General features: G+C 53.0%; 9 protein-coding genes. All 9 read left to right on the forward strand.

Annotated features, from left to right (window positions below; genetic code table 11):
- The first annotated feature begins 40 nt into the window (after nt 1–40).
- The gene (locus tag JNJ77_17845) at nt 41–5,005 is read left to right on the forward strand and encodes a PQQ-binding-like beta-propeller repeat protein (GenBank protein MBL8824455.1); all 4,965 of its coding nucleotides are present in this window, start codon (nt 41–43) and stop codon (nt 5,003–5,005) included.
- A 76-nt stretch (nt 5,006–5,081) separates the two neighbouring features.
- Entirely contained in the window at nt 5,082–6,200 is a 1,119-nt protein-coding gene (locus JNJ77_17850) for a terpene cyclase/mutase family protein (protein ID MBL8824456.1), read from the forward strand.
- 81 nt (nt 6,201–6,281) lie between these two features.
- Nucleotides 6,282–7,355, forward strand: coding sequence for a MoxR family ATPase (locus JNJ77_17855; GenBank protein ID MBL8824457.1), 1,074 nt, complete (start codon nt 6,282–6,284; stop codon nt 7,353–7,355).
- A gap of 55 nt (nt 7,356–7,410) precedes the next feature.
- Nucleotides 7,411–8,316 carry a DUF58 domain-containing protein gene (locus tag JNJ77_17860; protein MBL8824458.1) on the forward strand — a complete coding sequence of 302 codons (906 nt, stop codon included), beginning with the start codon at nt 7,411–7,413 and terminating at the stop codon, nt 8,314–8,316.
- 13 nt (nt 8,317–8,329) lie between these two features.
- Nucleotides 8,330–11,236 carry a BatA domain-containing protein gene (locus tag JNJ77_17865; GenBank protein ID MBL8824459.1) on the forward strand — a complete coding sequence of 969 codons (2,907 nt, stop codon included), beginning with the start codon at nt 8,330–8,332 and terminating at the stop codon, nt 11,234–11,236.
- A 32-nt stretch (nt 11,237–11,268) separates the two neighbouring features.
- The gene (locus JNJ77_17870) at nt 11,269–14,184 is read left to right on the forward strand and encodes a VWA domain-containing protein (GenBank protein MBL8824460.1); all 2,916 of its coding nucleotides are present in this window, start codon (nt 11,269–11,271) and stop codon (nt 14,182–14,184) included.
- Nucleotides 14,185–14,200: 16 nt separating this feature from the next.
- Entirely contained in the window at nt 14,201–17,503 is a 3,303-nt protein-coding gene (locus JNJ77_17875; GenBank protein MBL8824461.1) for a hypothetical protein, read from the forward strand.
- 117 nt (nt 17,504–17,620) lie between these two features.
- Entirely contained in the window at nt 17,621–19,372 is a 1,752-nt protein-coding gene (locus JNJ77_17880) for a hypothetical protein (protein MBL8824462.1), read from the forward strand.
- Nucleotides 19,369–20,433 (forward strand): hypothetical protein, encoded by a 1,065-nt coding sequence (locus JNJ77_17885; GenBank protein ID MBL8824463.1) that lies wholly within the window; start codon nt 19,369–19,371, stop codon nt 20,431–20,433. Before JNJ77_17880 ends, JNJ77_17885 begins: the two co-directional genes overlap by 4 nt.
- Nucleotides 20,434–20,438 lie beyond the last annotated feature (5 nt).

Below are 20,438 nucleotides of genomic sequence, written 5' to 3' on the forward strand. Positions count from 1 at the left end.
AATACGCGTTAGCCTGCCTTATCCTGTAAGCAGGGAGGACATGATGCTGCAACGCACCGAAGTGAAGGGACTCAGTCGCACACTGGGCATCGGCCTGTGTTTGTCCACCAGCCTGGCCATCAGCCTGGCTGCAGCCCAGCAACCCAAGCCACCGTTATCCACCAAAGTGGCGCAGGCACCACCGCCAGCCCAAGGTGTCAAGCCGGTAGCACCGCCGGTGCAGTTCCAGATGATGGTCAACGGGCAGGTGGTTGTCGGTGGCGGACAGCCCGGCAATGACAATAAGGAAACTGGCAACCAGCGTGTTAAATTGCCAGTCGATCCCCGCGCTCGACGGAAAATGGAAGAAGCACGTCGCTTTATCGAAACGCAGGATTGGCAAAGCGCTGTCAAGATTCTGCAATCCCTTCTGGATGCCACGGAAGACAACTTTCTGCAGGAAGTTGAAGGCGATAAAGGCAGGCGTGTCAGTGTACGTGCCGAAGCCAATCGCATGCTGAGCAGTCTGCCTCCCGATGGCAAGCGTTTTTACGAGCAACAATTCGGTTCGGCAGCCAAGCTGGCTTTCAAGCAGGCCAAAAGTAAAGCTGATCCGCAGGCGATGGCCGATATTGCCTTGAAGTATGTTCATACCGAAGCTGGTGCCGAAGCTGCCAGTTGGCTTGGCTCCTATCACCTCGATCATGGTCGATACATTGTCGCAGCCCTTTGCTTTGAGCGATTACTTTCCCGCGAAAATGCCAGTAACGATCTCAGTGCCAGTACGCTGTTCAAAGCAGCCTGTGCTTTCGAAAGGGCAGGGGATGTGAACAATCGCGATCGCGCCTGGAGGCTGTTCCAGGCTAAAGTAAACCAGCCCAACGAGCGACTGCCATCAGCCATGCGCAGTTGGGATGAGGCAAAACTCAAAGACGCACTGAAAATTGCTTCAGCAACCCGAGGCATCCTCGATGTCCAGGACTGGCGATTGTTCATGGGCAGTCCTGATCGTACTGCCATCACCACCAGCACCTCGCCATTCCTTGAACCATCCTTCCCAGCCATAGCCACAGCAGAACCGGGACAGGCCAAACAGGAAATTGAACAGGCAGCCAAGAAACTGTCAACGCAGGGTGTGCCCATCATTCCCGGCTGTCATCCATTGATCGTGCGAGACCTGGTCATCTTTCGTACGCTGCACGGCATCAGTGCCTACCATCTGAAGACGGGAACCAAGGCATGGGACAGCCATTCCGATGCCAGCCTGGCTCAATGCCTGAAAACACAGAACCAGGGAGATCCGGAAGCGCAGGTCTACCTCGGAGCTTATCGCGAAACCGCTCCCAACATTCTGATTGAGAATACGCTGCTGGGAACGCTCAGTGCCGATCAGGAACTTCTGTATGCCGTGGAAGACCTGGCATTACCTCCTTATGTTCAGAATTATGGAGCACCCTGGGGCGGTCGATGGAACCGCAACAATCCGCAAGTGGGAAACCGTCTCGGTGAGTTCGTTCAGAGCAATCGCCTGTTAGCCTATGATCTCGATGGGGGCAGAACGGTCTGGTCCATTGGCACGCAACTTCCCGATCAGCCATTTTCACGAATGTTTTTCCTCGGGCCACCGCTGCCACTGGGCGACAAATTATATGTGCTGGCTGAGGTCAGCGCGGAAATCAAGCTGCTCTGCCTGCAGAACCGGAAGACTGTCAAGTCGCAGATTGGTTCCAGTATCGAGTATGAGTACGGCATTGATCTGGTCTGGTCGCAGCCTCTGGGCGTGGTAGATCGCAGCATCACCGAAGATCCTGTTCGCCGAACGCAGGCAGCCTTGCTTTCTTACAGCGATGGTATCCTCATCTGTCCAACCAATGCAGGTTCAGTGATCGGTGTTGATCTGCTCACTCGCACTCTGGTCTGGGCTTACAACTATCAAAATGAAGTTGCTGCAGATCAGCCTTTGCAAATGCAGATGATGAATGCTCGTGGTCGCCCTATGCGGATGTTAGCCACGGAACCTCTCACCAGGGGTGCACAATGGTCGTTTTCCGCCCCCGTTGTCAGCCAGGGCAAAGTGCTTCTGGCCCCATCTGATGGCAATGCCCTGCATGTCATCAATCTGCGTGACGGTACCCTGGCCTGGACGGTGAACCGTGTGGATACTACCAGCAAGGAGCCACTGCCTCCCGATTATTACCTGGCAGGTGTCTTTGGAAACAAGGTTGTTCTTGTTGGCAAACAGAATATCCATGCATTGGATTTGAATACCGGCAAGCATCTCTGGAATACTGCTACCGGTCTCCCCAGCGGCCGTGGCATCGCCAACGATGAGATGTACTTCCTGCCCGTCAAAGGCAATGAACTGATTGCCGTCTCGCTGAAAGACGGAGCCATCATTGCACGTAACAAGGCCCGGCACAAGGAACAGTTAGGCAATCTGGCTCTTATTGGAGATTACTTTGTATCGTTGAACCATTTCCACCTGATGGTTTTCCCCATCCAGGCCATGAAGGAACGGCAGGTCGCCCAGAGGCTGAAAGCCAATCCGAATGATCCCATCGGGCTTGTGGATCGTGGTGAGTTGCGCTGGCACCAGGGCGACATCGCCAATGCCATTACCGATTTCCGCAATGCACTGAAAACCAAACCCGCTCTGGAAATTAAAACCAAGGCCGAAGCTAAACTGTCTGATTCTCTGCTGGCTTTGCTCGAGCAGAATTTTGATCAGCATGAATCCAGTGTTCCGGAACTGGAACAATTGACTCTGCATGTCTCCACGGATGATTGGAAAGACGAAGACAGGCAGAACCTGCTCGACAGAAAAGCACGATTCTATCGGGTTCTCTCCAAGGGGCGGGAGGCACAAGGCAGAATCGGTGACTCGCTCGATGCCTTGCAGGCGTTTGCCCAGTTGGATGACAAGATGATCATCAATCCCGATGATCCGCTCGTTCGCGTCATTCCTCGAGTCTGGTCGCAGGCCCAGGCCAAAGCGATGGCCGAACGTCTGAAACCCGAGTTGCGTGGCAAGCTCGATCAGATCATTGAAGCCAAATGGAATGCCATTCGCAATCATTCCCAGCCCGATGCACTGAGGCAGTTCGTCGATTTTTATGGCGAACTGAACAGCACAGGGCAGAATGCTCAACTGGTGTATGCGGAGAAGCTTCTCGAGCAGAAAAACTATCCGGATGCGTTGCTTCGCCTGTTGCCCTTGCTGAAGGTGCAGAATCCGACGATTGCTGCTCGAGCCTATGATGGAATCGCCAGGCTGAATATTCAGTTGGGGGAAATGGAAAACGCTGCCTACTATTATCGCCTGCTGGCGAAAAAACATCCCACGGTGCAGGTTCGCGATAATAAATCTGGTCTGCAGTTATTCCAGGAACTCATGTACGATAAGCGGTTCCTGCCTTATCTCGAAGAACGTCAGGGACTTTCCAACCTGCAGAACATCACCATCGAAGATTTGAAATACGTTCGTAAATACAACAATAACCACAACTCATTCGTGGCGAACTTTGAGTCGGTCGATGAGTTGCCTCCCAGCCTGCGCAAGTACACGTTGCAGGTGATTGCCGATAATCAGAATCAGTATCGATGTAACTACATCCTTCGCGATCAGGAGCAGGGAAAGGATCTGCTCTCCAAGTGGAGCTTTGCACTGCCCACTTTCAATTACAGCAACCAGGATCGCATCTGGCCCACCTTCAAACTCTGTGGAAACATTCTTGTCTTCTCCTGGTCAAATCGTGTTATCGGCCTTGATCTGGTGAACAAGACGGAAGCCTGGTCGATCAATGTTCTGGGCGATCTGAGTACCTCCGACCAGGGTGGAAATAACAGAACCCAAGTCTTTCCCCTGGAAGATACACCGGGGCGATTTCGTTTTGTGGATCAATTCAACAATATCTCTGAAATTCTCGGAACTTCTGGCCCGGCTACGTCGACACGACTTCTTGTCACCATTCGTCATGAAGGCCTGGTCTGCATCAACCCGCAAACCGGCGAAAAGCTCTGGACCCGATATGGTGTTCCCACTAGTTCCGAACTATTCGGCGATGATGAGTACGCCATCATAATCCCGTACAATCCCAAAAATCAGGCTCGGGTAGAACATCAGACCATGGCTATCAGTCTGCACGATGGCCAGGCTATTCCACTCAAGAACACCGTTGAAGCCCAGTATCGTTCTGCACTGGCCATTCGTGGCAGGCATCTTCTTATGCGTCAGCCCGCCAATGCCGATTCAGACGACCTGCAACTGATGGATCCCATTACTTCCAAACCGGTCTGGAGCACCAGAATCAATTCCAAATCGACCATGGTGAAATCGCCCAGACCAAGCGAACAGATTGGCCATCTGAATCCGCAGGGCGTGTTTACGTTGTGCAATATTCAGACCGGCACAACGGCATTTGTTTCGAAAATGCCTTTCGAAGCAGACAGTTTCACCCAGGCTCATTTTCTTTTTGATGGCAATGAGTGCTACTTGCTGTACTGTCGCAATCTGGAACAGAAAGAGGATTCTGGAACCCGACGCGAGTTGTTCCGCCAGTTTCAATGGCTCCGCAGCATCCCGGTCAATGGTCCCGTGGTTTGTCTGAACAGGGAAAATGGCAAACTGCTCTGGCATGAAGAACTGCCGTTGCATTATGTGGTGATTCAGCGATTTGAAGAACTGCCCTTTTTACTCTGTTCCTCGGTAACCATGTCCACCCGCCAGCCGCCCAACGCCAATGCGAAAGCGAATAAAGGAATGGTCCAATTGAACATCGTGAATGCAGGCAACGGTCAATTGCAGAATGAACTGGCCCTGTTTTCCAAAATGACCGGCAAATCTATTCCTCTCTCGGAAGCAGCTACGCGCGAACTGCAGGGGCAATATGCAGGGCGGGTAAATACCACCACTGGCTATCAGGAACTGCTGATTGATCAGCAAACAGGAAAAGTTGAATTGAAATCGCATGCACAAACACTGTCGTTCCTCTTAACTCCTTCCATTCTCGCAGGCAATCAGAAATAAGGAGATTCCTGTGAATCGCCTCGGTTACACGCGATGGATAACCTGCCTGATTGTGAGTCTGATCAGCTTCTCTGTCATGCATTCCGCAGTCCAGGTTGATGATGCGGAAACGGAAACGCAGAAAGTGCTGGCCAAGTACAAACCAACCGTGGATGCCGGGCTGCAATGGCTGGCCAGAAACCAGTCTCGGGATGGTCACTGGGAAGTGGCTCCGGGTGGTTCGCATCCCATACCCATGACAGCACTGGCAGGTATGGCACTCCTGGCGGAAGGCAGCACCATGTCGCAGGGAAAATATTCTCGCGAAATCGAACTCGCCGTCGAATACCTGCTCGGTAGAGTCACACGTAAAACGGGTTTGATCGGTCGCGCTGATGATGCCCGCGAACAGCAGCGCTATATGTACGGCCACGGCTTCGGCACCATGTTCCTGGCACAGGTATATGGCGAAGAACCAGACGGCGCACGACGCAAGGAAATGGAAAAGGTACTGACAGCTGCGGTACAATTCATTGGCAAAGCCCAGACCAATCTGGGTGGCTGGGGTTATGTCTCCGCTGCCGATGGCAGTGATTTTGACGAAGGCTCGGTGACCATTACCCAGTTGCAGGCGTTGCGTGCCTGCAAGAATGCAGGCATACCCGTACCGAAGGAGGTTATCGACAAAGCAGGTGAATACCTTCGAAAATCATCTGTGGTCTTTCACAAGTCAGGCAATCCCATGACGGAAGAAGCAGGTGTGACCTACAGTTTGCGTGGCGGTGGAGGCGGCGGAATTCGCCCGCCACTGACGGCTGCCGGCATCTGCTGCATGTTTTCTTCCGGTGAGTACAACAACGAACTTGCTCTCAAGTGGATCAATTACTGTCAGAAGTACATCCCCGTGGATAAATCAGGTCGAGACAGCTTCGGGCACTGGGAATACACCCATCTGTATTATGCCCAGGTGATGTATGTTCTTGGTGAAGATCGCCATGCCAAAATGAGACCTGACCTGGCTCAGAAAGAAGCAGATGGCGAGAAGAAGCTGCTCAAGTGGAGCCGGTATCGTGAAGTGGTGTTTGATTATCTGGCAGGCAAACAGGCGCCGGATGGTTCCTGGAATTCAGGTGCTGTGGGGCCGGTCTACTCCACCGCGCTGCACCTGATCATCTTGCAGCTCGATAAAGGTTGTCTCCCCATTTATCAGCGCTAGTAAATGCACTGGACATTCCTTGACAGCCCTGTATCAACCTATCAACCCGTTTAATGCTCTGCGAGACGACGTATGACAGACATGGTGAGTCGCAACAGTGCCAATAACGCCCCGCTGGGTCAGGATGATCTGAGTGAAGCCAGAAAACTTCAGGAGACATTCCAGTCGATCAAAGTACAGCTTGCACGTGTCATCGTCGGGCAGGACATGGTCATCGAACAGTTGCTGATCGCACTGTTCAGCAAAGGGCACGTCATTCTGGAAGGTGTACCGGGTCTGGCCAAGACCTTGCTCATCAGCACGTTGTCCCGCTGCCTGTCACTGGAATTCAGTCGTGTGCAGTTCACACCGGATCTGATGCCTTCGGATATCACCGGCACGGAAGTTATTCAGGAAAACCGCACTACCGGAGGACGTGAATTCAAGTTCCTGCAGGGGCCGCTGTTTGCCAACATCATTCTGGCGGATGAAATCAACCGTACGCCGCCCAAAACACAGGCTGCATTACTGGAAGCGATGCAGGAACGACAGGTTACCGTGGGCCGAACCCGCCATCAGTTGCCCAGTCCGTTCTTTGTGCTGGCCACGCAGAACCCCATTGAACAGGAAGGCACATATCCACTGCCCGAAGCCCAGCAGGATCGCTTCATGTTCAAGGTTTTTGTTTCCTATCCCAGCTTCAAGGAAGAATTCGAAATTGCAAGGCGTACCACTGGGCTGCAGGTGGAAGAACTGCAGCCTGTGCTATCCGGCGATGAAATTCTGCATCTGCAGAGCCTGGTACGCCGGGTACCAGTCAGCGATCATGCCATCAACTATGCTCTAGCCCTGGTCAGGCAGACTCGTGTGAAACAGGATGGCTCTCCTGATTATGTTAAAAACTGGCTCGATTGGGGCGCTGGTCCGCGTGCTGTGCAGTTTCTCATTCTAGGCGCCAAAGCTCGGGCACTGCTGTATGGCCGCACCCATGTCCAGACGGAAGACCTGGCTGCCTTGGCGCTACCCGTTTTGCGACATCGCATCCTGACCAACTTTGCTGCAGTTTCTGATGGCATTACCACCGACAAGGTGATTGAACGCCTGGTGCAGGATACTCCACTGAAAGAAAGTGACCTGACCCGTGATGCACGGTTTCAGAAAATCTTTGCTTCTTAATTAATATGTCGGGTACGGCCAACCTTGGATGGATCATCGCTCAGGCAACCGTGATATGACTGAAAATCCACGACGATTTTTGAGCCCCCAGGCTATTTCGCGGATATCCCGCCTGGATCTGCGTGCCCGGCGTGTTGTCGAGGGCTTCATCAGCGGCATGCACAAAAGCCCGTTCTTCGGCCACTCGGTCGAGTTTGTCCAGCATCGCGATTACACCCCCGGCGATGATATCCGCCATCTCGATTGGAAAGTCTGGTCCAAGACAGATCGCTTTTACATTAAGCAGTTTGAGGCAGAAACCAACCTGCGGGCCATGCTCCTGCTTGATGTCAGCGAATCGATGCGTTACGGCCGTGGCCCGATGACCAAGTACGATTATGCCTGCACCATGGCTGCTTCGCTGGCGTATATGCTTTTGCACCAGGGCGATGCCGTCGGCTGCATGACGTTTGATAATCAGTTGCGACAGGCAGTACCGGCTCGCAGCCATCTGACCCATCTCGATTCCATCCTGCAGTCCATGCATGTCAGCAAGCCTGCCGAAAAAACCAATTTGAAATCGATCCTGCAGCGAGTCTCGGAAAGCCTGCCTGGCCGAGGTATGGTCATCCTGATTTCCGATCTGCTGACAGACCGGCCTGAACTGTTTGCCGGGCTTGATCTGATCCGCCATCGTCGACATGATGTCATCGTCTTTCATGTACTCGATGAAGATGAAGTGAACTTCGATTTTCAGGGCACCACCCGGTTTCTCGGTATGGAGGCCATGCCCGATCTGGTGTGCGACCCGCGAGCACTGAGGCAGGGATACCTTGAAGTGCTGAATGAATATCTCGATGAAGTGCGACGAGGCTGTGCGTCGCATGGCATTGAATACTCGCTCATCCGTACGAGCGATTATCTGGATGCGGTGCTGGCCCGCTTCCTGGCTTCCCGCATGGCACTGCGTGGCAGAAAGTAAGGATCAAACGGACATGTTCGAAAACGTGCTCAATCCGTTTGCCTGGTGGGGAATGCTGGCCCTGGCTGTCCCCATCATCATTCATTTGATCAACCGGCTCCGCTATCGGAAAGTCCACTGGGCTGCGATGGAATTTCTGCTCAAGGCCATGCAGAAAAACAAGCGCAAGCTGCTTCTCGAACAGTTACTATTGCTGCTGCTCCGCTGTCTGCTCATTGCACTTGTGGCCTTGCTATTCATCCGGCCACGGTGGTTTCTCGGTGGCGCCGGCAACGAATCGGGCTCGGTGCATCACCACTACTTTCTGATGGACGACAGCTACTCGATGTCTGATCTGGAAGACCCATCTCGCCCAGATGGTGTATCAGCATTCAAGCGTGGCACCCAGCTGCTGGCTGACCTGGCTGCAGCACATAGCAACAGTAATGCATTGCATCACTGGACGGTTCTCTCCTGGTCGAACCCGGCGGTGCCTGAATTCGGCTCGCCACTCACCAGCGAGAAGCCGGAAGGTTTCAGAATGACCCCAGATGCTCTCACCAGGCTTCGCGAGCGATTCGATGAGTGGAAGCCAACACATCTGGCACTCACGCCGCTAGCAGCAGTGCAGCAGGCTAACAAATACCTCGAAACAGTGACTGATGGCAGAAGGCACATTCATATCGTCAGTGATTTCCGATTGGGAACCTGGCGCAATTCAGGCGATGAGGTTTATTCCCTCCTGGCAGACCTGTCCCGGCAAGGCAAAGTAGATGTACAACTGCATGACGTGGCTCAGCCGGCCCGTTCTCAGGTCGCTGGTGATGTTCCCCCGGCACACGGCAACCTGGGCGTTACCAGCATTCTCGTCAAGCCTCGCCGTGTTGCGGACAGTGTAATGTCTCCGGGCGATGCACCGTTGCGTGTTGTCACTCCCCGACTGCCCTTTGATGTACATGTGACTGTCAGGAATTTTGGTTCCGCCGAGCACAGCAGGATCAATCTTTCCCTGCTCAGCAACCAGCAGCAGCGTGCCGAACGCATCCTCGACAGACTGGCCGGGGCTGAAGAACGCACGTTGGTTTTCAATATGGAGTACGCTACTGATGAACCGATAGGCCTGAAATCGCTGACGGTTCGCCTGTCCGACAGTGAAAATCGTGATCATCTTCTGGTGGACAATGAGCGTTATGCCCAAGTGGAGTTGCGGAGCCATGTGAAAGTGCTGCTGGTTGATCCGGAAGCCCGCAGCAGCCAGGCTGCCAGTGACTGGCTCTACATCAATGCTGCGCTGACTGGCACCAGCCGAACCGGCGTGCAGGCTGATATTATCACGCCACGCGAGTTGTCTGCACGACGCAATCTCTCAGCGTATTCGGTGGTTTACCTGCTGAATATTGCCGGTGTCGGTCGCAGCGAAGGCGATCTCGATGAAGATGGATTGCGTAACATCACACGATATGTCAGACAGGGAGGAAGTCTGGCCTGGTTTCTGGGACCACGCACGAATGTCTCCAGCTTTAACGACAGGTTGTACCAGAAAGGGCAGGGCATCTTTCCTGTTCCGCTGATGCTCAGACCTGATCCGGATGGCAGAAAAAATTTCCCGTTCATCGATGAAGAACCAGACAAGGATGATTTCTTTGCCAAGGTGCGGTTTATGAAACTGCATCCCGCCTTTCCCTTTACCGGTGAAATTGCCGACACCTTCGCACGCTTCATTCACATCAACCGCTACTTCCGAATCGATCCGCAATGGAAACCGGGTGAAGGATCCGAAGTGCTGATGCAACTCGTTAATCGCAGGCCGCTGCTCCTCTACCGGGATCAGGTGCGACAATTAGCAGAAGAACTCAATGCAGTGGCGTCCCAGGTGCCTGCCGGCAAGCTGACTTCGCATGTTGGTAAAATCCTGGCCAGCATCGTGGAAGCTGACAGAAAGAAAGCACGTAAGGGTGAACTGATCCAAGCACTCAGTGCTGCACTATCAGAACCTGCTGCAGCAGATTTCTGGAAGGACAAGAAGAATGCGGACTTGCTCAAGAAGTTTAATGACCTTCAGATGCTCCTACTGCAGGGCGATCCTGTGGTCGTGGAAGCTGCGGTCACCGGCGGTATTCGCACTGGCCGGGTCATGGCATTTATGATTCCTGCCGCCCCAAGCAGCATTCAAGGCAAGGACTACGGCTGGCATGATATGGCAGTGGGCGACCTGGGTCAGTTCTTCTTTGTCCCCATGATACTGGGAGTACAGGATCATTTGTCCGGACAATCGCGTAATGTGGAACTGTCGAATACTGCACTGGTTCAAGCCCAGCCGCTCGAACTGCGACTCGAACAGGACAGATATCATCCCCAGGTGGAACTCTGGTATCAGGGGCCTGAAGAAAAGGAGCCAGCCAAGGTTGATACAATCACAGGCGAACGCTTCAAGTCCCTGTTCCAACCAGCACCCGGGAAGGAATCGGGTGCCAGCATGGCGGAACAATTCGACTGGATGGTGAAAATCAAGGCGGTGAAAGGCCCAGGTCATTATCGCTTGAAGTTCAACCAGGTGGGTACAGCATCAGGTATGAGCGATACAGCAGTCCGTGGCGAAGCCAGCATTAATCTGGATACTGCCAAGATACCGGAAGAACGGCCATTGTCATTCAATCTGGATGGGCAACAGGAAGGTGATATGTCCCGCCTTTCGGAAGATCAGATACGGGAATCTTTGGCCGATGGTCTGCAGAAAGGTGTCAGCAAACTGCCAGCTGGCGAAGCACGTGAATTTGTTCAATCGAAAAACTGGTTTGTCGTCAATGCAATTGATACACAGGCTCTGGAAGCGTTGCAGTCGCAAACCTGGTCGGAATTCTCCTGGGTGCTGCTCCTCTTCCTGGGTCTATTGATGCTGGAGCAGTACCTGGCTATGAAGTTCAGTCATCATCTGGCATGAGCGGAACTATGCAAGCGAGTTCTGAACAACGCATGGAATTCATCTGGCGCCGCCTGCAGGAGCCGCCCGAGTTGTTCGGCATTCCACTCTCGTTTGATCCCTACTGGTGGCTGGCGGTTCTCATCCCGCTGCTGCTGATTGCCTTCGTACTGATCATCCTGAACTGTCGCCGCGAGAGTCGGACGATTGGTATGAAGTGGGCCAGCCTGCTCGCCCTGTTACGCATCGGCGTTTGTCTCGTCATTGCCATAGTCTGGCTGTTGCCCGCCATGCGGCAGGTAACTCTCAGCGAACAACAGTCGAAAGTGGCTTTGCTGTTCGACGTTTCTGCCAGCGTCACGGAAACCAGCGACCAGAGTGCTTCTGAGGAACCCGGTGCATTACGACTGACCAGACAGGAAGAACTCATGGCATTGCTGCAAAAAGCAATGCCTGCAACTCCGGGTGCGCCTGTTCAACCCGATTTTCTAACCAAACTTCTCGAGAAAAACCCATTAGTTTGCTATCGCTTTGGTGATACGCTCGATGCTGAACCATGGCAGATTGCTGCGAACACGCGGCCTAGTCTGGGAAAATGGAAATCGCTTCTGTTTCCCGGCCAGCCAATCACGCTTGATGAAGTACCACCTGCTGATTTGATGACTTCCCTCAGCGATCTGGCGACACAAGCACAAGCTGAACAGCAATCAGGGCAGGCATCACGTGCCAAATCCCTCGTGGATGCATTTGAACGTATTTCTGCTGAACGCAAGACGCTGCAGAATCGCTTGCCGGAACGTACCAATCTGGGTACCGCAGTACGTGAATTGCTCCAGAAAGAGAAAGGGCAGTTGCAGGGAGTCATTATCTTTTCCGATGGCAAATCAACCGCTGGTTCCAGTCAGGATTTGAAGGAAGCACTCAGCCTGGCTCGTCAAGATAATGTACCCATCTTCACGGTAGGTCTTGGCTCAGCACAGTCGATTCCCAATCTCCGCCTGGTGGATGTGCTTGCGCCCGCCCGCGTTCAGCCCGAAGACGACTTCCCCGTTCGCGTGGCAGTGGAAGGTGATAACCTGACTGCAGGTCAAGCCGCCTCGGTCATTCTGCAGGTAGAGAAGCCTGGTGAAGCGCCATCCGATCTGCCGGCGCAGCAGGTCAATCTCCTGCAGGCTGCCGGACAGCAATCGCGAGGAACTGCGGAATTCCGCATTACCAACCCGAAAAAGATCAAGGGAGAATGGAAATTCCGGGCTCGAGTCGTGCCCGTGGCAGGTGAACGCACTCGTGCCGATAATAGTTCAACCGATGCAAGTCTAGTCAAGGTTGAGGACCGTAAGTTGAGTGTGCTGCTCTTCGCCTCAGCAGCTACCAGAGAATATCAGTTTGTCCGCAGCCTGCTGGTGCGTGAAGCGGAAAAGTTTGAATTCAGCATCGTGCTGCAATCCGCCCAGAATGGCACTGTCCAGGATATTGATCCCAAGCGGTTACTGGATCGATTCCCCACCGTGCTGCGTGCGAGAGACGCAGACCCCAACAACCTCGGCAATTATGATGTCGTGGTGGCATTCGATCCGGACTGGCGATACCTGCTGGCAAAAGAAGACAGCATGGGCAGGGAATCGAGTCAGGAACTGCTGCGTCGCTGGGTGCAGGAACAGGGCGGCGGGCTGGTTACCATAGCCGGCCCGGTGAATACCTTCAACCTGGTGCGCGATCCGGAACTCGCAATTATTCAGAATCTCTACCCGGTGATCTTTGATGATTCTCCCGATGCCCTGCATATCCTGGATCGGTCCAACCGTGAACCCTGGGCTTTGAACTGGGACCCCAGTGCCAGCAGTCAGCCCTACCTGGATCTCAATGATTCGAGTTCGCCAGGAAACTTTTTCGAAGGGTGGAATGCCTTTTTCGATCTGCAGAAACAGGGAGATGTACCACAGATAGATATGCCTTCCTCGCGAGGCTTCTTCAGTTATTTCCCTGTCAGACAGGTGCGTGCAGGCGCCCAGGTGCTGGCACGCTATGGCGATCCGAATCGCAAGGCGCAGACTCCGCAGGGTGAACGTCAGCCTTTCTTCGTCCTTTCCAAATCGGTCAAAGGGAATGTCTTCTACATTGGTTCCGGCGAAACGTATCGCTTGCGCAGCTTCAGTGAAAAGTATCACGAACGGTTCTGGACCAAGCTGCTGCGTGCCATGGGCAAACGTGAATCCTCACGTGGCCTGCTCATGGTCAGTGGAAGACATCATGAAGGTGATACCGTTCTGGTGGAGGCGGAACTGCTGGATAATGATCTGAAGCCACTGGCCGCCGATCCCCAGTCGCCGGTAATCCTGCAGGTCAAGGCGCCGCCAGCAGCTCGAGATGTTCCCAGGGAGTGGGCCGAAGGCATGCCCATGCAGCAGGATATGGGAAAGCCCGGTGCTTACTCCAGTCGGCTTCTCGTCAAGTCAGCTGGGAAGTATATTGTTGAATTAAGGGTGCCTGGCACGGGAGAAAAACTGACTGCCAGCTTCATCGTCGAAACAAGTGACCCGGAACGGGACAATACCCGGCCTGATCATGCATTGCTGCATCGCATGGCTTCAGTCAGCCAGGTTGTCACCCTGCTTGATGAGAAAAAGAGACCAGCTTTCATGGAAGCACTGCTGGATGCCCGTCAACGCATGACCGCTGATGCCAGAAATGCTCCTGGCGGTGCTGTCGCCAATCTTACTGCAGAGAATGAAACAGATCGTCTTTACTTTTCACTGAATTCGATGATGTGGATCACTGAATGCCTGGACAGTCATATTGTCCCCTACAGTACCGAAGGCAAAGTGTACGATTTGTGGGACAAAGGCATTTCCGTTCTGAATCATCTTGATCAGCCTGACAAGGCTGATGGTATTTCCTGGGCGCTTTGGCTGATAGGTGCACTGCTCGGCACAGAATGGCTGATTCGCAAACTTCTCAGGTTGGCCTGATACAGGAGTTCGATGGGTGTCCACAGCGACAACAACAAGACTGGTACAACGTAAGGCACCATCGCCATTGAGCAGCGGCTTAACCAGCCCGCTGGCAAGCCTGCAAACTGCCATCCGTCGTTATGTCGTTCTGGAAACACTGGCCCTGCTGGTACTGGCTGCTTCCATCTGGTCGCTGGTCTCACTCTGTTTCGATTGGGGCATCTTTTTCAAACTGTTCGGATTTGATTACCTGCGTGAGGGATCGCCAGGCGTACAGACATTTCTGCGCACCAGTGCCCTGCTGATTCTGGTGGGTGTGGCGGGATGGATCATCTGGCGATATCTCGTCGTACGAATGCTCAAACCTCTTACTGCATCTGATCTGGCCATGGCATTGGAACGAAGGTATCCAGGAGCACTGGCAGATCGACTGATTACCGCGGTGGAGTTGAATGATATCGAGGAAGCTGCCAGGAAGGGATATTCGCGCTCCATGCTCGAGGCAACTGCCCGGCGAGCTGAAGAATCGCTGCAGGGACTGAACGTTGGCGATGTTCTGAACACGCAGCGACTTCACAAACGGTTGGGATTGGCAACAGTGTGCCTGCTCATCGCAACCTTGTTATTCCTGCTCATGCCGGAAATTCTGCAGACATGGGCTGAGCGCAATGTTCAGTACCGGCGCACACTCTGGCCACGAGAAGCCATACTTGAATTCACCGATTTTCAGAACCGGAACAAGGCGGTTCCGGTGGGCAGTGAATGGAAGGCGGTTATCCGTTCAGCCCGCTGGGCGGTGAAAGATGCATCTTCATCGGAAGGCTGGCGACCTCTCATGCCGGATGACTTTCAGAGCCTCAATACGCCTTGGGAACTGGTTGACATGCAGAAGGACACGTTGCTGTCATTCCTTCCTGCTGACTGGCATCATTGGTCGCTCGACCGGATTGAATCGAACCTGATCACCGAAGGAGCGCAACGGGAATTGGGGCTGACCTGGGCAAGCCAGGCCTTGCAACAGTTAAAGAGTGCTCAGGATGCGCTGCCAGATTCGATCAGATCATTTCTTCCGGAATCCATGCAGAAGTATTCGTTACAGCAGGTCTCGCAGGTGCTGGAGCTTGCACGGACCTTAACGCGTGAAGACGCCATCAGATTGCAGAAGGAGTTGTTCACACTGCGACCTGTCTCAAACGACATGGTCTGGACAGTTGCTTCCATGCATCAGACGGGGTTACCCATTCCTCTCTCCTCGATGGCATTTATTCAGAAACTAGCGTACGACCGCGACGCCAATGCACCGGCTTTTGCCATGCCCGCTGCTGACTGGAATCGCTTGCCTGTTGACTGGCAGAAGCTTGCCATCCGTGATCTTTCCAAACGACTGAAGCTCTTTGCAGAATCCGAATCGGCTGATGCACTGGGCCAGCGGGTAGCATCGCAGGGCAAGGCATTCTTTGCAGATTTGCAGGCACGGGCAGCACTCACTAGTTTTGCAATACGTAAAGCATTTCGTCAGTTGACCATTCCAGACAAAATAACTCTGGAATTCGAGAATCTTTCCGAGGTGGATGCGCGAGGCAAAGCCAAGCGTGGGCAGCCTGAGGTGAAACGTCAGCCATCCTCCAATGAATTCCAGTACGAGTTTAAGAAAGTCGATCGCCCGATGCGGCTACGGGCCTTGAGCAGTCAGACTTCCACGCCCTGGTATCGGGTGGATGTCAAGCCGTTGCCGACTCTGAAAAGCCTGGTGCGTTGGCAGGAAGAGCCTGGATATCTGCACAGCAGCGCGAGTAAAGTTCGCATTGGCCCGCTGGTCATGCCGGTAGATGGTGAGGAAACCAGAGTTCAGGCGCCGTTCGGTTCGCTCGTCCGTATCGAAGGAGAAAGTCATAAGGCGCTGTCTGATGTCAAAGCAACTGCTGATCTGCCTGAGCAAAATCCAGAAGTTGAACTGCAAAGCGACCAGGTCACGTTCCAGCTCCGCTTTACCAACCCCTTACGCGAAGATGTCAGGCTGAAACTGACTCTGAAAGACCAGGATGGCATCTCAGCAGTACGAACTCTGCTCATCCTGATGACTCCCGATAAATCGCCTGAATTCATCAAGGGTCAGTTTGAGGCACTCAATCGCAAGTTTGTCACCAACAAGGCTGTCCTGCCGTTAAGCGTTTCCGTTCGCGATGATGTAGCTCTGCTCGCTTTGGAATACGATGTGAACATTCTGAAGAATGATCGAACAAGTGTGCATCAATTCCGTGTGCCGTTGCGTACCTTTGAGCCATACCCCGAAGTTCCTGCGATGCCAGGTGGATTGAATTTTGAAATCCGGGAAGACGTTACGCTACCCCGGCTGTTGACACATTACAACCAGGCAGCAACGGGAGCGCCGATGTATCACCTCAGCCGACTCGGAGCATTGCCCGCAGGTTGGATGGTACTGATGCCGGATTGGAACTTTGGCCTGCACAAGGAGTATAGTCGCGACTATGTCGATCGCGCTATGTCGGGGCCGGTTTATACTAACAAAGATGAATATCTCGATACCTTGGAACTCCGGACCCTTGCCAAAAAGCCGATCACCGAGCCACTCCTCGAAACGCCCTATCGCATGGTGATTCGCATCGTAGCTCGCGACAATCGAATGAACCAGGGTAAGCCCGGTCATCAGGAAGGTTACTCGTCAGAATCGTTTGAATTCAATGTCGTCAGCGAACAGGATGTCCTGATTGAAGGCGGTCGTCGCGAGGAAGATTTGCGGGACCAATTTGAGGAATCTATCCAGGCCTTAAGGAAAGTGCGGAACGGATTGAAAAGAATCCGCGATGAGATCGATACGTCAACCACCGCGCGTGCCGAAGATGTCCGACGGGGCATGAACGATGCCCAGGATGCCACCAGGAGTCTGGCCCAGATCAGGGCAGCACTTGATGAGAAAGTTCTCAGGGAATTCAGGCAGATATACAGAGAATTCGCTTTATGCAGAGTTGATGAGAGAGTTCTCAATCGAATTGATCAAAGAATCTGTAATCCCCTTTCAATTCTCTTGCAACCAGAGCAGGGGTTCGCCAAACTGGAAAGTGGGGTTGACACTCTGGCCCGACGATTGGAGAGTGAAGGCTCCTCCCTGCCGAAGAGTCTGCTGCAGGATCCCGTATCCCAGGCAGATCGAGTACTGCAGAAACTGGAAGAGATCCTGAACGACATGCGCAAACTCATCGAATTCAATGAAGCGCTGCGTGTCTTGCGTGATCTCATTAATAACGAACAGAAGCTGGTCGACGAGATGAAGAAACTAATTCAGCAAAAACTGAAGAATGATCTCGATGACAGGTAAGTTGTAACGTCGATACTAAGAGGGTGTTGTCGAAATAATACAGCACCATCGCATGATGAAATGCCACTCCGCTCCCTGGCGTAAGGTACAATGTACAATGCAGGTGGAGGTAAAGCGATGCGAAGGATTATTGCACTCACCGTATTCCTGGCAGGCAGCATCACCCTGCTGACATGGGGTCAGGATCAGGGCAAACAGCCTCCGCTCAATCTCTCCGGTACCCAGGACGATATTGCCAGAAGTTACAAGGCTCTTGAAGGCACTCTGATCAAGATTGCCAGCAAGCTCGAGCGCACCGGTACCAAGGAAGGAGTCGAAAAATCGCGGATCATCTTGCGTGCCTTGCAGGAAGCTCGTGAAAAAGATATCGCCATCAACCTGACTCAACTCGCAGATGTTCTGAAAGAGCCAGACATTGCCCGTCTTAAGAATGCAGTCGAAAAGGGTGGAGCAATCAAAGGCGACTTGGAGGCACTGCTGACAGCCTTACTCTCGGAACGCTCCTCCAAGGAGCATGTTGAATACCTCAAGCAACTGGTCAAGGAACTGGAAAAGGCTATCCGCGATCAGAAAGTGGCCATCAGCAAGAATCAGTCGAGTGCCGTCGATAAGGAAGACGCAAAGAAAGCTCAGGAGGTAGCAGAAAAGCAGGTGCAGAAGATTCTGCAGCAGATCAAGGACTACGAAGCCAAGACTGGCCCCAAGCCAGGCGAGCAGAAAGACGGTAAGCCTGGCGAGAACAAACCGAACTCCAAATCAGACCAGAAAGATAAAGAGCAGAAATCCAAAGACCAGCAGGACAGGAATCCGCCAGAAAAGAAGGACAGTAAACCACAGGATAAGTCAGCTCCATCAAAAGATGGAAAACCGAAGCCTGGTGAATCCAAAGATGGCCAGTCCAAGGAAGGCCAGTCTAAAGAAGGCGAACAGAAGGAAGGTGAGCAAAAAGAAGGTCAGTCCAAGGAAGGTCAGCCTAAAGAAGCTGAAGGCAAAGAAGGACTGTCCGGCAAGAGCAAGCCCGGTGAGCAGAAAGAAGAAGAACAGGATGCCGGCGTTCCTCGCAAGCGAATTCAGGACGCCAACGATTCACAATCCAAAGCCCGCGAAAAGATCGAAAAGAATGAACGCAAGAATGCGATAAACGATCAGGAAGATGCGAAAACCAAGCTGGAACAAGCTCGTAAGAAGCTTGAAGAGATTCTGCGACAGATGCGTGAGGAAGAAATCGAACGTGTATTGGCTGATCTGCAGAAACGATGTGAAAAAATGCTGCAGATGCAGGAAATCATCAATGCAGGCACCAAGCAGGTGCAGGCACGCATCATCAGTCAAGGCAAATCTGAACGCGAAGATGAGCAGGTCTGCAGACGCTTAAGCGAAGATGAAGACAAGGTGCTGCACGAAGCTGACAATGCCATCGCAGTCATTGAAGCAGAAGGAACCGCGGTAGCATTCATTGAAGTCTTCCATCAGGTACGCAACGACATCATGCAGGTTTCACGCAGACTGGGTCGCATCGATGCCGGTCAGGAAACACAGTTGATTGAAGAAGACATCATTGCCACGCTGAAAGAGATGATTGAAGCTTTCAAGAAACAGCAGCAGGAACAGCGCGACAAGAAGGAAAGCGAGCAGAACAACAATAATAACAATTCCAATTCTCAGGAATTGATTGACAAACTCGCAGAACTTCGGATGATCAAGGCTATGCAACTTCGTGTTAATATCCGCACTACCCAGTGGGGCAAGCGATACGAAGGCGAGCAGGCCCAGGAACCGGCCATTGTTCAGGAACTGAATGATCTGGCCAAGCGACAGCTTCGTATCTGGAACGTGACAGATAATATCGCCAAGGGGAGGAATAAATGATCAGGACTATACGCCTTGGTATGTTGACCTTTGCCTGGTTCGTGCCTCTTGCTGTATGGGCTGATGGCAAACGGCCTGTGCCACCTTCTCAGCCTCCTGCGCTGACTGATGTGCAGTCGCTGGGGCAGATTCAGGTGCCTGCTTTGGAACAGGCTCGCAAGCTTGCACAGGATTATGTCCTGCATCAAGCCGATGGCAAAGCCAAATGGGCTGCCATCGAATCTCTCTGGGCTGCTCAGGAAACCCGCACGCTGCTTGATCGTACTGTCGATTCGCTCAGCCAGGTCGATCCCGCCATTGCCGAACTGGTCACCAGCATTCGCCAGCAACCAGGTACTTCACTGCTGCGTTCTCCCGTGTTGCAGGAAACCAGCTACACGCCCTATGTAAAAGATAATCTGAAACTGTTTCTGGCTCGTGCCCTTACCAACAAGCGCCTGCATGAAGATGCACTGGCCCTGTTGCGATCACTGACCCCGGAACAACTGATAGACCCGGCCAGCTACTATTTCTACCGGGCTGTTTGCGAAAATAAGCTGCGGCTTAAGGAAGACGGGTTGCTCTCCGCCCGTCGTCTGCTGTCATCCATGCAGAATACCGCCCCGGAACGATACCTGGTCGTTACCACACTGATGCAGGATGAAATGCAGAAGTGGGAAGATCAGGATCTTGGCGATGTAGCCCGCCGCATGGAAGAAATTGAAGGACGGCTTGATAACGCTCAGGGTGGTGCGAAAACGCAGGAAAAGCAGAAAGAAGTCATTAACATGCTGGATAAGCTGATCAAGGACATGGAAAACCAGTGCCAGCAGTGCAACAAGAGTTCCCCAAGCCAGGGCCAGGCAAAAACCGAGCAGCATGCTCAAGAGAGTAAAGTCATGAATGGTGCCGGGAAAGGTGAAGTCGAGAACAAAAAACTGATCCTCACCGCTGATGTCTGGGGTAAAATGCCTGAGAAGGAAAAAGTGAAAGCCCTGGAAGCTGTCAATCGACAGTTGCCTGCCCATATTCGCGAAGCTGCTGAAGGGTTCACGAAGAAACTTCAGACAGGTGGCAAATAGCCTGC

It is taken from the genome of Planctomycetia bacterium (assembly GCA_016795155.1).
GTDB lineage: Bacteria > Planctomycetota > Planctomycetia > Gemmatales > HRBIN36 > JAEUIE01.

Excerpts from the sequence above, each read along its gene's own strand:
- JNJ77_17845 (MBL8824455.1), top strand. The coding sequence starts at position 41 with ATGATGCTGCAACGCACCGAAGTGAAGGGACTCAGTCGCACACTGGGC.
- JNJ77_17850 (MBL8824456.1), top strand. The coding sequence starts at position 5,082 with ATGCATTCCGCAGTCCAGGTTGATGATGCGGAAACGGAAACGCAGAAA.
- JNJ77_17855 (MBL8824457.1), top strand. The coding sequence starts at position 6,282 with ATGGTGAGTCGCAACAGTGCCAATAACGCCCCGCTGGGTCAGGATGAT.
- JNJ77_17860 (MBL8824458.1), top strand. The coding sequence starts at position 7,411 with ATGACTGAAAATCCACGACGATTTTTGAGCCCCCAGGCTATTTCGCGG.
- JNJ77_17865 (MBL8824459.1), top strand. The coding sequence starts at position 8,330 with ATGTTCGAAAACGTGCTCAATCCGTTTGCCTGGTGGGGAATGCTGGCC.
- JNJ77_17870 (MBL8824460.1), top strand. The coding sequence starts at position 11,269 with ATGGAATTCATCTGGCGCCGCCTGCAGGAGCCGCCCGAGTTGTTCGGC.
- JNJ77_17880 (MBL8824462.1), top strand. The coding sequence starts at position 17,621 with ATGCGAAGGATTATTGCACTCACCGTATTCCTGGCAGGCAGCATCACC.
- JNJ77_17885 (MBL8824463.1), top strand. The coding sequence starts at position 19,369 with ATGATCAGGACTATACGCCTTGGTATGTTGACCTTTGCCTGGTTCGTG.